Annotated in this window: 13 protein-coding genes; 5 read left to right on the top strand and 8 right to left on the bottom strand. The window is 72.8% G+C overall.

Going from position 1 to position 13,017, the window contains the following annotated elements; translation table 11 throughout:
* Nucleotides 1-67: 67 nt before the first annotated feature.
* Together OOJ91_RS29135 and OOJ91_RS29130 are read right to left on the bottom strand one after the other, a co-directional pair.
* Complete coding sequence (locus OOJ91_RS29135; RefSeq protein ID WP_266250050.1) at nucleotides 68-1,102, bottom strand: helix-turn-helix domain-containing protein; 1,035 nt, start codon at nucleotides 1,100-1,102, stop codon at nucleotides 68-70.
* Between the two features lie 13 nt (nucleotides 1,103-1,115).
* A complete protein-coding gene (locus OOJ91_RS29130; RefSeq protein WP_266250049.1) occupies nucleotides 1,116-1,877 on the bottom strand; it encodes a TetR/AcrR family transcriptional regulator in 762 nt (253 codons plus the stop codon).
* 82 nt (nucleotides 1,878-1,959) lie between these two features.
* Here OOJ91_RS29130 and OOJ91_RS29125 point away from each other — a divergent pair, with 82 nt between their 5' ends.
* Entirely contained in the window at nucleotides 1,960-3,558 is a 1,599-nt protein-coding gene (locus OOJ91_RS29125) for an MFS transporter (protein WP_266250048.1), read from the top strand.
* Here OOJ91_RS29125 and OOJ91_RS29120 read toward each other — a convergent pair.
* The 4 genes from OOJ91_RS29120 to OOJ91_RS29105 all read right to left on the bottom strand — a co-directional run bounded on the left by OOJ91_RS29120 (nucleotide 3,548) and on the right by OOJ91_RS29105 (nucleotide 6,991).
* A complete protein-coding gene (locus OOJ91_RS29120; RefSeq protein ID WP_266250047.1) occupies nucleotides 3,548-4,051 on the bottom strand; it encodes a hypothetical protein in 504 nt (167 codons plus the stop codon). The two genes, OOJ91_RS29125 and OOJ91_RS29120, sit on opposite strands and share 11 nt — an antisense overlap.
* Before the next feature lie 67 nt (nucleotides 4,052-4,118).
* Complete coding sequence (locus OOJ91_RS29115) at nucleotides 4,119-5,750, bottom strand: RecQ family ATP-dependent DNA helicase (RefSeq protein WP_266250046.1); 1,632 nt, start codon at nucleotides 5,748-5,750, stop codon at nucleotides 4,119-4,121.
* A gap of 74 nt (nucleotides 5,751-5,824) precedes the next feature.
* Complete coding sequence (locus OOJ91_RS29110) at nucleotides 5,825-6,775, bottom strand: TIGR03557 family F420-dependent LLM class oxidoreductase (protein WP_266250045.1); 951 nt, start codon at nucleotides 6,773-6,775, stop codon at nucleotides 5,825-5,827.
* 90 nt (nucleotides 6,776-6,865) lie between these two features.
* Nucleotides 6,866-6,991: a hypothetical protein gene (locus OOJ91_RS29105; RefSeq protein WP_007458111.1), complete on the bottom strand. Its 126-nt coding sequence runs from the start codon at nucleotides 6,989-6,991 to the stop codon at nucleotides 6,866-6,868.
* A 210-nt stretch (nucleotides 6,992-7,201) separates the two neighbouring features.
* Between OOJ91_RS29105 and OOJ91_RS29100 the strand changes: the two genes are divergently transcribed.
* Nucleotides 7,202-8,695, top strand: a complete 1,494-nt coding sequence (locus tag OOJ91_RS29100) for a glycoside hydrolase family 3 protein (protein ID WP_266250044.1) — start codon at nucleotides 7,202-7,204, stop codon at nucleotides 8,693-8,695.
* A 24-nt stretch (nucleotides 8,696-8,719) separates the two neighbouring features.
* Here OOJ91_RS29100 and OOJ91_RS29095 read toward each other — a convergent pair whose 3' ends face one another.
* Nucleotides 8,720-9,007 (bottom strand): GNAT family N-acetyltransferase, encoded by a 288-nt coding sequence (locus OOJ91_RS29095; protein WP_266250043.1) that lies wholly within the window; start codon nucleotides 9,005-9,007, stop codon nucleotides 8,720-8,722.
* A complete protein-coding gene (locus OOJ91_RS29090) occupies nucleotides 9,004-10,230 on the bottom strand; it encodes a cysteine desulfurase-like protein (protein WP_266250042.1) in 1,227 nt (408 codons plus the stop codon). Before OOJ91_RS29090 ends, OOJ91_RS29095 begins: the two co-directional genes overlap by 4 nt.
* 75 nt (nucleotides 10,231-10,305) lie before the next feature.
* On the opposite strand from OOJ91_RS29090, the gene OOJ91_RS29085 reads away from it, so the two are divergent.
* The 3 genes from OOJ91_RS29085 (at nucleotide 10,306) to OOJ91_RS29075 (ending at nucleotide 12,831) form a co-directional block, all read left to right on the top strand.
* Nucleotides 10,306-10,671 (top strand): hypothetical protein, encoded by a 366-nt coding sequence (locus OOJ91_RS29085; RefSeq protein ID WP_007458121.1) that lies wholly within the window; start codon nucleotides 10,306-10,308, stop codon nucleotides 10,669-10,671.
* A gap of 58 nt (nucleotides 10,672-10,729) precedes the next feature.
* Nucleotides 10,730-11,551 (top strand): DUF1206 domain-containing protein, encoded by an 822-nt coding sequence (locus OOJ91_RS29080; protein ID WP_266250041.1) that lies wholly within the window; start codon nucleotides 10,730-10,732, stop codon nucleotides 11,549-11,551.
* Nucleotides 11,552-11,634: 83 nt separating this feature from the next.
* Nucleotides 11,635-12,831, top strand: coding sequence for a mechanosensitive ion channel family protein (locus tag OOJ91_RS29075; RefSeq protein ID WP_266250040.1), 1,197 nt, complete (start codon nucleotides 11,635-11,637; stop codon nucleotides 12,829-12,831).
* The last annotated feature ends 186 nt before the right edge of the window (nucleotides 12,832-13,017 follow it).

The following is a 13,017-nucleotide window of genomic DNA, read 5'->3' as shown; positions in this document are numbered from 1 at the left end:
CACGGCCCCCGTTCGTGGCCGTCGTCGAGCCCCGGTGCGGGGGCGCCGCCTCGGGCCACGTCAGTGGTCAGTCTGTCCCGGACGAGTTGACTCTGGACGCCAGGTGGTTGACGGCCCGCGCCGCAAGCGCGTCGCCGTCGCGACACGCCTGCGGACCCATTCCGTACGCCGCCCGGAACACCCGACTGAAGTGGGCCTTGTCGCCGAATCCCCACCGCGCCGCGATGACCTGCACGGGCTGGGCCCGCAGCGTCGGGTCGGTCAGGTCGCGTCGGCACCGGGCGAGCCGAAGGTCTCGGATGTACGACGCCACGGTGGAGTTCTCGGCCTCGAAGAGGCGGTGCAGTGTGCGCAGCGAGATGTGGTGGGCGTCCGCGACGGCCTGGGGGCCGAGCGTCGCGTCGCCCAGGTGACGGTGGACGTACGACTGCACCTGGGTGAGCAGCGCCCGGCGGCGGACCTCGGTCGGCACGGCGTCCTCGGCGGCGAGGTGCCGGCCGAGCATTGTGGTGGCCAGGTCGAGCCCCACCGCGCCGAGCCGGCCTGCGTCGGCGGCGTGATACTCCTCGGGGTGCCCGGTCACCCGGTGCAGGAACTGCGCCAGCAGCGCCCCGATGCCCTCGCTGCCGGACATCCGGCCTCCGTAGAGGGCGGCCATCCGCTGTGGTGGCAGCGGCAGCGCGGAGTGCGGGATCATCGTGATGATCGAGGTGGCCTGGTCCCGTTCCGGCTCCGTCGCGTGGTGGCGCACGTCGTGCGGCCGGGACGCGTCGTAGAAGGTGAACTCGCCGGTCAGGATCTCGCTGCGGCGACCGTCCTGGCTGGACGCGCCGATGCCGCCGGTGGTGAGGGCGAGGATGTACAACTCCCGGTCGGACTGCCGGACCAGCTTCCGGGTCCGGGTGACGTCCAGCGACGGGTACTCGTACTGCACCAGTTCGATCGGCCCGAGCCCGATGAAGTCGGCGCGGGCGGCGAAGTTGTGGCTGTGCCCGGAGTGGATCCGCACCGGCACCGAGGTGCGCGCGATCAGGTCCAGCCACATGCCGAACCGTTCGCCCGGCGGCAGGACCGTGGTGTCGATGGTGTCTCTCGGCAGCATCGGGGCTCCTCGCTCAGCCCGCCCGGCGTCGGATCAGCGCCTCGACGCCGTCGAGGATCCGGTCCAGGCCGAAGGTGAACTCGTCGTCGGGGTCGTCGTCCTGGTTGAGCACACCGGCGCTCAGCACGCGGTGCAGCGCGGGGAAGCGGGCACTGTCGATGAGCCGGGCCACCAGCCGACCGTACGCCGGCATCATCTCGCCGGGCTCGACGCCGGCCGCCCGGCTGCCCTCGGCGATCTGCGACGTGAGGGTGGCCTCGTTGCGGACGTACCCGGTGATCAGCAGGAGCACCGACATCTTCTCGCCCTCGGCGAGGGTGGTGCCGTCGAGGCAGCGCAGCCCGTCCTCCATCCAGCCGAGCTGCTGCGGGGTGATCGGTGGGCCGCTGATCGGCACGTGCAGCAGCCAGGACCGTTGCCGGAGAACCTCGTGCTCGGCCCAGGCCCAGCGGGTGAGGCCGGCACGCCAGTCGTCCTGGGGCGGAGGCGGCCCGGGGGAGGGGCCGTAACCGGTGTCCACCATGAGCATGAGCAGCTCGTCCTTCGATCCGACGTACCGGTAGAGGGCCATGGTGGCGGCGCCCAGCTCCTTGGCCACCCGACTCATCGAGACGGCCGCCAGGCCGTCGGCGTCGGCCACGCGTACGGCGGCGTCCACGATGGTGGGCACGCTCATGCCCGGCCGGGGGCCCTTGGGTGGTCGGTCCCGCAGCCCCCACGCGCTCTCGATCGCCGGCGGGAGTACCGGCCCGCTGTCGTCTGTCTTCGCCGCCACATTTCCTCCTTGCTTCGCCATCCTAGTTCTGCGTATGGTCTACGCATAACAGCGTACGACATACGCAGAGGAGAAGCTGATCATGACTACCCCCACCACACAGGCACCCCGCGCGGGCCGGCGGGAATGGATCGGGTTCGCGGTGCTGATGCTGCCGCTGCTCCTGGTCTCGATGGACGTGTCGGTGCTCTACTTCGCCGTCCCGTTCATCAGCGAGGAGCTGCGGCCCAGCGCCACCCAGCAGCTCTGGATCTTCGACATCTACGGCTTCGTGCTCGCCGGGCTGCTCATCACCATGGGCGCCCTCGGCGACCGGATCGGCAGGCGTCGGCTCCTGCTGCTGGGCGCCACCGCGTTCGGCGCCGCGTCCCTACTCGCCGCGTACGCCGACAGCGCCGCGACGCTTATCGCCGCCCGCGCCGTGCTCGGCGTCGGCGGGGCCACCCTGATGCCGTCCACCCTCGCCCTGGTGCGCAACATGTTCCACGACGCCAAGCAGCGGGGCGCCGCGATCGGCATCTGGACCGCCACGCTCACCGGTGGCATCGCCATCGGCCCCGTGCTCAGCGGCGTTCTGCTCGAACACTTCTGGTGGGGCTCCATCTTCCTGATCAACATCCCGGCGATGCTGTTGCTGCTCCTGCTCGCCCCGGTCCTGGTGCCCGAGTTCCGCAACGCCGTGCGCGGGCGGTTCGACCTGCTCAGCGCGGCGCTGTCGCTCGGCGCGCTGCTGCCGGTGATCTACGGCATCAAGGAGATGGCCCGCGACGGCGTCAGCCCGGTCCGGGTGCTGGCCGTCGTCGCCGGCCTGCTCGTCGGGGCGCTCTTCCTGCACCGGCAGCGGACCCGGGCGTACCCGATGGTCGACCTGGCACTCTTTCGCCACCACGGCTTCGCCGGGGCGCTCGCGGTCAACCTGCTGGCGATGTTCGCCATGGTCGGGTTCGCCATCTTCACCACCCAGCACCTGCAACTGGTGCTCGGCCTGAGCCCGCTGCGGGCGGCGCTGTGGAGCCTCGTGCCGTCCCTCGCGGTGGGCGGCGTCGCCCCGGCAGCCGCCGCGCTCGCCCAGCGTGTCGAGCGGGCGTACCTGATCGGCGCCGGCTTCGCGGTCGCCGTTGCCGGCTTCGCGGTGCTGACCCGGGTCACGCCCGAGACGCCGCTCGGGCTGCTGCTGCTCGGCGCCAGCGTGTACGCGGGCGGTCTGGTGATGGTGATGTCGCTCGTCACCGAGCTGGTCCTCGGTGCGGCGCCGGCGGAGCAGGCGGGTGTCGCCTCCGCGCTCACCGAGTCGAGCAGTGAGCTGGGCGGCGCGCTGGGAATGGCAATCCTGGGAAGCGTGGGCGCCGCGATCTACCGCCGCGAGGTCCTCGACGAACTGCCGGCCGGGCTGCCGGACCAGGCCCGCGGCGCGGCCGGTGAGACGCTCGGCGGCGCCCTGGCCGTGACCCGGGGGCTGCCGGCGGAGGTGGGTGACGCGGTGCTGCACGCCGCCCGGTTCGCCTTCACCGACGGACTCCACCTCGCCGCGATCGCGGCCATGGTGGCGATGGTCCTGGGCGCGGTGACCGCGCTGGTGACGCTGCGCGGCGTCCGGCCGGCCGACCCGGTGGCGCTCGCCGCCGAGCCGACCGGTCCGGTCGGTCAGTCGCTGTCGGACGCGTCGTCGGTCAGTCGGTGAGCACGTGGGCGAGCCGGTCGCGGAAGCGCCGCTCGGAGTCGCTCACCGTCTCGCCGCCGAGGCCCAGCAGCCCGCCGCTGGACGCGGCGCCGACCACCTGCTCGGCGATCTTCACCAGCCAGTGCTTGTACGCGCCGGCCTCGCCCTCGTCGACGCGGGCGGCCAGCAGCGCGGACGCCTCGCCGGCCCGCACCAGCACGTCGTCGATCATCGCGGCCGGATCGGCGGGCGCGATGACCGGCAGCTCCTCGCCACTGTCCGGGTCGCCGACCCGGCTCACGATCTCGCCGGCCACGGCGGCGACAAGCGGGCTGGCCGACTCCCGGCCCGCGGCGATGGTCTCCAGCCCGGCCGCGTTCTCCGCCATGGTCCGGCGGGTGCCGTCGGACTCGGCGGCGCTCGCCGCGGTCAGCACCGACTGCGGCAGGCCGACCAGCAGCCCCCACTCCCCGTCGGAGAAACCGAAACCGGTGTACGCCGGCTGCTCGATCACGGCAATGCCCCTTCCGCCCTGCTCAGTGTGGTCAATCCACGGGCCCCGCACCGGTGCCCGGGTCAGGCTAGTCCAGGGTCAGCAGACCCTGCTCGGACACCACGCGCACCGACAGCGTCTTGTACCCGACCTCATCGAAGAGAACCGTCATCTTGTCGTCCTCGTAGGAGAGCACCAGGCCGTTGCCCCACTCCGCGTGGCGTACCTGGCTGTGCACCGGGAACGGCCCGACCGCGCCCTGGTCGGCAACGCTGGTGCCCCGGTGGCAGTTGTCGCAGTGCGCGCAGACCTCGGTCATCTGCTCGCCGAAGTAGGCAAGCAGCGTCTGCCCGCGACAGGCGTTGGTCTCGGCGAAGGCCCGCATCATGTCGGTGCGGGAACGGGTCACCGTCTGCTGGCGTTCCGCCTCGGCAAGCGCGGCGGCGGCCGCGTCGGTCGGGGTGGGCGAGTAGCGGGGCGCGCCGATGCGCTGCCGGGCGCGCGGCTCGGCGGCGCCGACCTGCTCCAGCAGCGAGAGGTACTGGCCCAGCTTGCGCGGGCCGAGGCCGGTGGTCTCACGCAGCTCGGTCTTGGTGGCCGGCTTGCGGCGCAGCAGCGCGGCCAGGTCACGCAGCTCGTCGGCGTCCGGCAGGCCGCCGCTGAAGAACCGTTGCAGGCCCACGTCCTCGGCACGCCAGAGCAGCAGCACCCGGGCCGGCTGCCCGTCGCGGCCGGCCCGGCCGATCTCCTGGAAGTAGCTGTCCGGCGAGTCGGGCAGCGCCATGTGCACCACCCAGGCGATGTTCGGCTTGTCGATGCCCATCCCGAACGCCGAGGTGGCCACCATGATCGGCACCTGGTCGGCGAGGAACGCCTCGTGCAGTTCGTTGCGCGCGCCGGTGGGCATCCCACCGTGGTAGAACTGCGCCGGGAAGCCCGCGCCTGTCAACCGGGCGGCCAGCTCCTCGGCGGAGCGGCGGGTCGGCACGTAGATGATCCCCGGCCGTTCGTCGTCGCGCAGCAACGCGATCAGCCGCCGCCACCGGTAGTCCTCGGTGGGGCAGTGCGCCACCTCGAGGAACAGGTTGGGCCGGTCCAGCCCGGAGACCACCACCTCGGGGTCGCGCAGCCGCAGCCGGGCGATGATGTCGTCGCGTACCGGCGGGGAGGCGGTGGCGGTCAGCGCGACCACCGGCGGCCGGCCGATGCCCTCGATGAGGTGACCAAGCGCCAGGTAGTCCGGCCGGAAGTCGTGCCCCCAGGCGGAGATGCAGTGCGCCTCGTCGATCGCCACCAGCGCCGGCTTCAGCGCGGCGACCTCGGCCATCCGATCGGGGTTGCTCAACTGCTCAGGCGTGATGAACAGGAACTCCGCCCGGCCCGACTGAATCTCGGCGATCGCCTCCGCCTGCTGCGTGGCAGACTCGTTCGAGCTGATCCGCACCGCCCGCAGCTCCGGACGCTGGCGCTCGTTGAGCGCCGCGATCTGGTCCTGCTGGAGGGCCAGCAGCGGGGAGATCACCACGGTCGGGCCGGGGATCAGGCTGGCCGGGATCTGGTAGATCGCCGACTTGCCGGCGCCGGTGGGCAACACCACCAGGGCGTCACGTCGCTTCATCACCGCGCGCATGGCGGCGAGCTGGTTGGGCCGCAGCGCCTTCCAGCCGAAGAGGCTCCGCGCCGCGCGGCGCAACGTCATCGAGTGCGTGGACAGTTTCATCGAGGGCCGGAGGTACCCGAGCCCACGACCGCCGAAACGCGTGGGGCGATCATGGGCTCGGGCTGATTCGAGGCTCAGCGCAGACGGGGGAGCACCGCGCGCTGGTAGAGGTCGAACAGGCCCGCGAAGTGCGGGCCGGTGTTGGCCACGTACACCTCGTCGAAGCCGGCCTTGGCGTACTTGTCGATCATCTCCAGGTGCGCGTCGGCGCTGTTGCCGCAGACGAACGCGTCCCGCACCATCTCCGGCGTGACCAGCTCGGCGGCCTGCTCGAAGTGGCGCGGCGAGGGCAGCACCTGGGACAGCTCACCCGGCACCCCGGCGTTGGGCCAGCGCTCGTACGCGATCCGCGCGCCCTCCTCCTCGCTGGCCGCGTACGCCGCCTTGAAGCCGGCCTGGCACGGCTTGTCGCCGCCGCCGTTCTCCCGGAAGCGCCGGACCATCTCGCCGTCGGGCATGGTGCTCACGTAGCCGTCGCCGATGCGCGCGGCCAGGTCGATCGCCTTCGGGCCGAAACCGGAGACGTAGATCGACGGCGGCGTGTCGGGCAGCGTGTAGATGCGGGCGTTCTCCACCGTGTAGTGCGTGCCGCGGTGGTTGACGAAGCCGCCGCCCCACAGCTCCCGCAGCACCTCGACGGCCTCCTCAAGCATCTCCAGCCGCACGTCGGCCTGCGGCCAGGCGTCGCCGAAGATGTGCTCGTTGAGCGCCTCGCCGGTGCCGACGCCGAGCACGAACCGGCCGCCGTGCAGCACCGCGCTCGTCGCCGCCGCCTGGGCGATCACGGCCGGGTGGATCCGCACCGTCGGGCAGGTCACCGCCGTGGTCACCGGCAGCGAGCAGACCTGGCTGAGCGCGCCGATCATCGACCAGACGAACGGGCTCTGCCCCTGCGCGTCCACCCAGGGGTGATAGTGGTCGGAGATCCACAGCGCCTCGAAGCCGGCCTCCTCGGCGCCGCGGGCCTGCGCCAGCAACTCGGCAGGCGTGTACTCCTCACTGGACAGAAAGTAACCGATCTTCATCGCTTCCCCTTCGGCGCGCGGACCTGCTGATGGGAAGAGCCGTACCCCGGTGGTCGTCGGCCACACCCGGCGCCGGTCGGCGGCACGCGCTCAGCGGCGGCCGAACATCGCGCGGATCGCGGCGAGCAGCAGCAGGGCGCCGACCACCAGGCCGAGCAGGCGTACGCCGGGGATGTCGGCCGGGCTCGTGGCGTCGGCCAGCAGGGCGGAGTCCATCCCCGCACTCTCCCGGGAACGGTGCCCGCCGGCAACTGTAAGGTTTATTGACTATTGAATCGCTCGGTGTGACCATGGCAGCACCGCCTGCCGGTGGCGGTGCGCCGAGGGCGCGCGAGAGATGGGGTACGGGGGCCGCATGAGCGAGCGCAACCAGCGGGTCGGCGGCAACGCGCCCGCGACCGACGCCTACCGCTTCGAGGGGACGGCGTGACCGCGCCCGCCGGGCACCTTCCGGCACTGGCCGCCGCCGTCCTGCAACCCGGGTTCGTCGGCACCACGCCGCCACCCTGGGTGTGCCGCTGGCTCGGCGAGGGGCTCGGCTCGGTGGTGCTCTTCGCCCGCAACGTCGTCGACACCGCCCAGGTGGCGGCGTTGACCGCCACACTGCGCGCCGAGCGGCCGGACGTCATCGTGGCGATCGACGAGGAGGCCGGCGACGTCACCCGCATCGAGTCCGCCCGGGGCAGTTCCCGGCCGGGCAACTTCGCACTCGGCGCGGTCGACGACCCGGCGCTTACCGAGGCGGTCGCCCGCGACCTCGGCGTCGAACTGGCGGCGGCCGGGGTCACCCTCGACTACGCGCCGGACGCCGACGTCAACTCCAACCCGGCCAACCCGGTGATCGGCGTCCGCTCGTTCGGGGCCGACCCGGCGCTCGTCGCGCGGCACACCGCCGCCTGGATCCGTGGCCTGCAGCGCGGCGGCGTGGCCGCCTGCGCCAAGCACTTCCCCGGGCACGGTGACACCCGCGTCGACTCCCACCACGACCTGCCCCGGATCACCGCCGACCGGGCCCGCCTGGACTCCTGCGAGCTGGCGCCGTTCCGCGCCGCCGTGGCGGCAGGCGTGCAGGCGGTGATGACCGGTCACCTGCTGGTGCCCGCGCTCGACGACCAACTGCCGGCCACGCTGAGCCAGCGCATCCTGGGCGGGCTGCTCCGCGACGAGATGGGCTTCTCAGGAGTGGTGGTGACCGACGCGGTGGAGATGCGCGCGGTCGCCGACCGGTACGGCTTCGCCGGCGCGGCGGTGCGGGCGCTCGCCGCCGGGGCCGACGCGATCTGCGTCGGTGGTGAGCGGGCCGACGAAGGGGCGGCCCGGGAGCTGCGTGACGCCATCGTGGCCGCAGTCGTCTCCGGAGCGCTGCCCGAGGAACGCCTCGCCGAGGCCGCCAAGCGCGTCGGTCAGCTCGCCGCCTGGACGGTGGCCGCCCGCGCCGGCCGCCCGGACGCCGCCCCCGGGGCCGCCGACGTCGGGCTGGTCGCCGCCCGCCGCGCCGTACGGGTCACCACCGGCCCGGACGCGCCCCGCGCGCTGCCGCTGACCCGCGCCGCGTACGTCGTCGAGTTCGAGCCGCCGCGCAACATCGCCATCGGCGCGGAGACCCCGTGGGGCATCGGGGAGCCGCTGGGCGAGCTGCTACCGGGCACGACGACAATCCGGCACGCCGAGCGCGACGTGCCCGCCGACCCGGGCGCCGGGGCCGGGGACCGCCCCCTCGTCCTGGTGGTCCGTGACCTGCACCGGCACGAGTGGATGCGCGCGGCGGTCCGGCGGGCGCTCGACGCCCGGCCCGACGCCGTCGTGGTCGAGCTGGGCGTGCCCGAGCTGGTCACCGGGTCGGTGCACCTGGCCACCCACGGCGCCACCCGGGCCAGTGGCCAGGCCGCCGCCGAGGTGCTCACCGGCCGGGCCGGCTGAGCCGCCGTCGCCGGGCCGGCCGGGTTACGGCTGTTCGGCGACCAGGTCGGCGTACTCGGGGTGCTTGTCGATGAATGCGGCGACGAACGGGCACTGCGGCACCACCCGACCGCCGCGGGCGCGCACCTGATCCAGGGTGCCCCGGACCAACGCGCCGCCGACGCCCCTGCCCTGGAAGCCGCGGTCCACCTCCGTGTGCGTGAAGACCAGCACCTCCCCACGGGGCACGTACGCGGTGAAGCCGGCCAACGCGTCGTCGACCAGGATCTCGAAGCGGTTCTTGGCGGGGTTGTCCTCGACGAGGGTGCTCACCGGGCCATTGTCCCCGTCCGGTCGACCACCGTGTCGAGTTCGGCAAGCAACAGGTCCACCTCGTCGGCCGTGTTGTAGTGGTAGATGCTTGCCCGCACCGCGCCGCCGCTGTCGCGCAACCCCATCGTCTGGAAGTACTCGTAGGCGTAGTAGTCGCCGGACGACAGGCAGAAACCGGCGTCGCCGAGCGCCTGCTGGGTCGCCGCCGGCGACATCCCGGCGACCCGGAAGGAGACAGTCGGGCAGCGCCGGGCCGGCGAGCCGTAGACGGTGATCGCGGACCGCGCGGCGAGGCCGGCGAGCAGCCGGTCCAGCAACGCCTCCTCGTGCGACTGCGCGGCGGCCAGGCCGGCCCGCAGCCGCGCCCGGCGGTCGCCTACCGCGTCCGGGTCCAGCCCCGCGAGGTGGTCCACCGCGGCGGTCACGCCGGCCAGCAGCGCGAAGCTCGGGGTGCCGTACTCGAAGCGGTCCGGGACCGCGTCCGAGGACGGGACCAGCTTCGCCGGGTGCAGCGTCGCCCACCGGGCCGGGTCGGCCACCATCGCCGCCAGGTGCGGCCCGGACCACTTGTACGCGCTTGTGACAAGCACGTCGGCGCCGAGCGAGGCGAGGTCGGTCGGGCCGTGCGGCACGGAGTGCACCCCGTCGACGCAAACCAGCGCGCCGACGGCGTGCGCGGCCTTGGCGATCGCCGGCACGTCCGGCACGGTGCCGATGGCGTTGCTGCCGGCGGTCACCGCGACCAGCCTGGTCCGCTCACCGACCAGGTCGGCGTACTGGCCGGTGGGCAGCTCACCTGTGTTCCTGTCGAACTCGGCCCAGCGCACCGTCGCGCCGGCCGCCTCGGCGGCCTGCACCCACGGGCGGACGTTCGCGTCGTGGTCCAGCCGGGAGACGACCACCTCGTCGCCCGGCCGCCAGCCCGCGCCGAGGGTACGGGCCAGGGTGTACGTCAGCGCGGTGGCGCTCGGGCCCAGCACCACCCCGTCCGGCTCGGCCCCGAGCAGGTCGGCGACCGCCTGGCGGGCCGCCGCCACCACCTCCAGCGAGCGTCGACCCGGCGCGAACGCCGCGCTGCGATTGCCGACGGCGGCGCGCATGACGTCGGTGACCGCGTCGATCACACAGGCCGCGGTCTGGGTCCCTCCGGCGCCGTCGAAGTGGACGAAGCCCTCGGTCAGGGCGGGATAGGCGGCCCGGGTACGGGCGATGTCGAAGGCCATGCCGGGACCCTAGCCGGGGTGCCCTCGGCGCTCGCTCTCGCCTCGGCGTCGCGGACGTCTCGTACCCTTGGCGAGGTGACGAACCGACCCGCCACCATCCCCCCGCCCCCCGTCCGCCGCGCCGCCGGGCTGTTCGCCGGTCTGGCGCTCGGCCTCGCCGTGCTCGCCGGTTGCAGCTCCCAGGGCGCCTCCACCGACTGCGGGCTGGACGCCTGCACTGTCACCTTCGAGCGGGGTGTCGACGCGAGCGCCACCATCCTGGGTGTCGAGGCCAAGCTTGTCGGCGCCGAGGGCGACCAGGTGACCGTCGAGGTCGCGGGCGAGCAGCTCACCCTCACCACCGGCCAGCAGGCCACCGAGGCCGGCGGCTTCGCGGTCACGCTTGACAGCGTCACCGACCAGCAGGTCAAGATCCGCGTCTCCCGCAATCCGGGCAACTGACCTGGCGGGAGGCGGTGGCCGACGTTTGGGGATCTTCGAAATCGGAGAATGTGGCGGCATGTCACTCACCCGTAGCGCCGAAGCCACCGCCTCCCGAACGGCGGACAGCCGGTGGCTGGAACTCCTCGCCCGGGCCGGCTTCATCGGCTACGGCATCGTCCACCTGCTCTTCGCCTGGCTGGCCCTGCAGATCGCGTTCGGCACGTCGTCCGACGACGGCGACCAGTCCGGCGCGCTGCGGACCCTCTCCGAGCAGCCCCTCGGTAAGTTCCTGGTCATCGCCGTGGCGGTCGGTCTGCTCGCGATGGCGATCTGGCAGGGGCTTGAGGCGGCGGCCGGGCACCGCGCCGAGCGCGGCAAGGAGCGGGTCACCGAGCGGCTGGCCTCGGCCGGCCGGACAATCGTCTACCTCTACTTCGCGTGGACCGCGTTCAAGGTCTTCTCCGACGCCGGCTCCAACAGCGCCGACAACCAGGAGGCGCTGACCGGCAAGCTGATGACCTCCACCGGAGGCCGCTGGTTGGTCGGCCTGGCCGGGCTGGTGGTCGCCGCGATCGGCGTCGGCCTGGTGATCTACGGGCTCAAGAAGTCGTTCGAGAAACACCTCAAGACCGGCGAGATGAGCCCGAAGACCCGCACGCTCGCCCGCCGACTCGGCGTCGCCGGGTACGTCGCCAAGGGCGTCGCGTACGGCATCGCCGGCCTGCTGGTGATCGTCGCGGCGGTGAACTACGACCCGAAGAAGGCCCGAGGTCTGGACGCCGCGCTGCACACGTTGCGCGAGCAGTCGTACGGCACGTTCCTGCTGATCCTTGTCGCCCTGGGCATCGCCTGCTTCGGCGTCTACTGCTTCCTCCAGTCCCGGTACCGCAAGGTCTGACGCTGGTCGATACCGGAGACGTCGGGCACTATTGGGCTTTTGCCCGAAGTACCGACCCCCGGTCGAAGGGAAGCGACAGACCCGTGCAGAGCTATCTCGGAACGGCCGTCGCCGCGCTCGCCGCGGCGGCGGTCGCCCTTTTCCTGGTCGAGGTCATCCACCGGCTCACCCGACGGTTCGGCCGTCGGTCGCTGTTGATGACCGAGCTGACCGACCACGCGCACCGCCCGTTCCAGGTCGCCGCGACGGTCCTCGCGGTGCAGTTCGCCGTCCGCTTCAGCACCGGGTACGCGGTGGGTGTGAGCTGGCGAAGGCTGCTGCTGCACCTGCTGGTGCTCTGCGTGATCGCCAGCGCGGCCTGGTTGGTGGCGGCGCTGCTGATCGTGGTGGAGGACACCGCGCTCGCCCGGTTCCGCGTCGACGTGCCGAACAACAGGCACGCGCGGCGGGTGCGTACCCAGGTGGTGATGCTGCGGCGGCTGACCGTCGCGGTGATCGTCATCCTGACCGTTGGCGTGATGCTCATGACGTTCCCGAGCGTGCGCGGCATCGGCGCCGGTGTGCTGACGTCCGCCGGTGTGGTCGGTGTGGTCGCCGCGCTGGCCGCCCAGAGTCTGCTCGGCAACGTCTTCGCCGGGCTGCAACTCGCCTTCAGTGACGCCGTCCGCCTCGACGACGTGGTGGTCGTCGAGGGGGAGTGGGGTCGGATCGAGGAGCTGACCCTCAGCTACGTGGTGGTCCAGATCTGGGACGACCGGCGGTTGATCCTGCCCACCTCGTACTTCACCAGCACGCCCTTCCAGAACTGGACCCGGACCGAGGCGGCCGTGCTCGGCACCGCCGAGTTCGACGTCGACTGGGCGGTGCCGGTGCAGACCATGCGGGAGGAGCTGCGCCGGCTGGTCGAGGGCACCGAGCTGTGGGACGGCCGGGTCTGCGTCCTCCAGGTCACCGACGCCACCGGCGGGACGGTACGGGTGCGCGCGCTTGTCAGCGCCGCCGACGCCGGCAGTCTCTGGGATCTGCGCTGCCTCGTCCGCGAACACCTGGTGGCCTGGATCCGGGACAATCGGCCCACCGCGATGCCCCGGATGCGCGCCGAGCTGGGCGACGCCGGCAGCAACCTGCCCTGGCAGTGGGTGCAGCCGCGGCGGCCGACCCGCCGTCCGGGCGCCACGGAGGCCGCCGACGACGCCCGCGTCTTCGGCGGCAGCGACGACGGCGACGCTCGCAGCGAGGCCTTCGTCGGCCCCGAGGAGAACGCACCCTCCCGCGCCTGACGCCACCGCCGCGGCCGACCCGGCCAGATTCGCGCTCGATCGGAAATCGGGGGCCTCCTCGCGTCGAGGGGGCCCCCGAGGCATCTCCGTGGGCGATCTCAGCGCTCTGCCGGACGAGGGTTCGTGATCGGCGGGGTGGGTGAGAGGTTTGGGCGGGCTTGGGTGGGGGATGTGCTGCCGGGCGTC

It is taken from the genome of Micromonospora lupini (assembly GCF_026342015.1).
GTDB lineage: Bacteria > Actinomycetota > Actinomycetes > Mycobacteriales > Micromonosporaceae > Micromonospora > Micromonospora lupini_B.
This window is presented reverse-complemented; position numbering and strand designations above follow the sequence as displayed.

Excerpts from the sequence above, each read along its gene's own strand:
- OOJ91_RS29135 (WP_266250050.1), bottom strand. The coding sequence starts at position 1,102 with ATGCTGCCGAGAGACACCATCGACACCACGGTCCTGCCGCCGGGCGAA.
- OOJ91_RS29125 (WP_266250048.1), top strand. The coding sequence starts at position 1,960 with ATGACTACCCCCACCACACAGGCACCCCGCGCGGGCCGGCGGGAATGG.
- OOJ91_RS29115 (WP_266250046.1), bottom strand. The coding sequence starts at position 5,750 with ATGAAACTGTCCACGCACTCGATGACGTTGCGCCGCGCGGCGCGGAGC.
- OOJ91_RS29110 (WP_266250045.1), bottom strand. The coding sequence starts at position 6,775 with ATGAAGATCGGTTACTTTCTGTCCAGTGAGGAGTACACGCCTGCCGAG.
- OOJ91_RS29105 (WP_007458111.1), bottom strand. The coding sequence starts at position 6,991 with ATGGACTCCGCCCTGCTGGCCGACGCCACGAGCCCGGCCGACATCCCC.
- OOJ91_RS29090 (WP_266250042.1), bottom strand. The coding sequence starts at position 10,230 with ATGGCCTTCGACATCGCCCGTACCCGGGCCGCCTATCCCGCCCTGACC.
- OOJ91_RS29080 (WP_266250041.1), top strand. The coding sequence starts at position 10,730 with ATGTCACTCACCCGTAGCGCCGAAGCCACCGCCTCCCGAACGGCGGAC.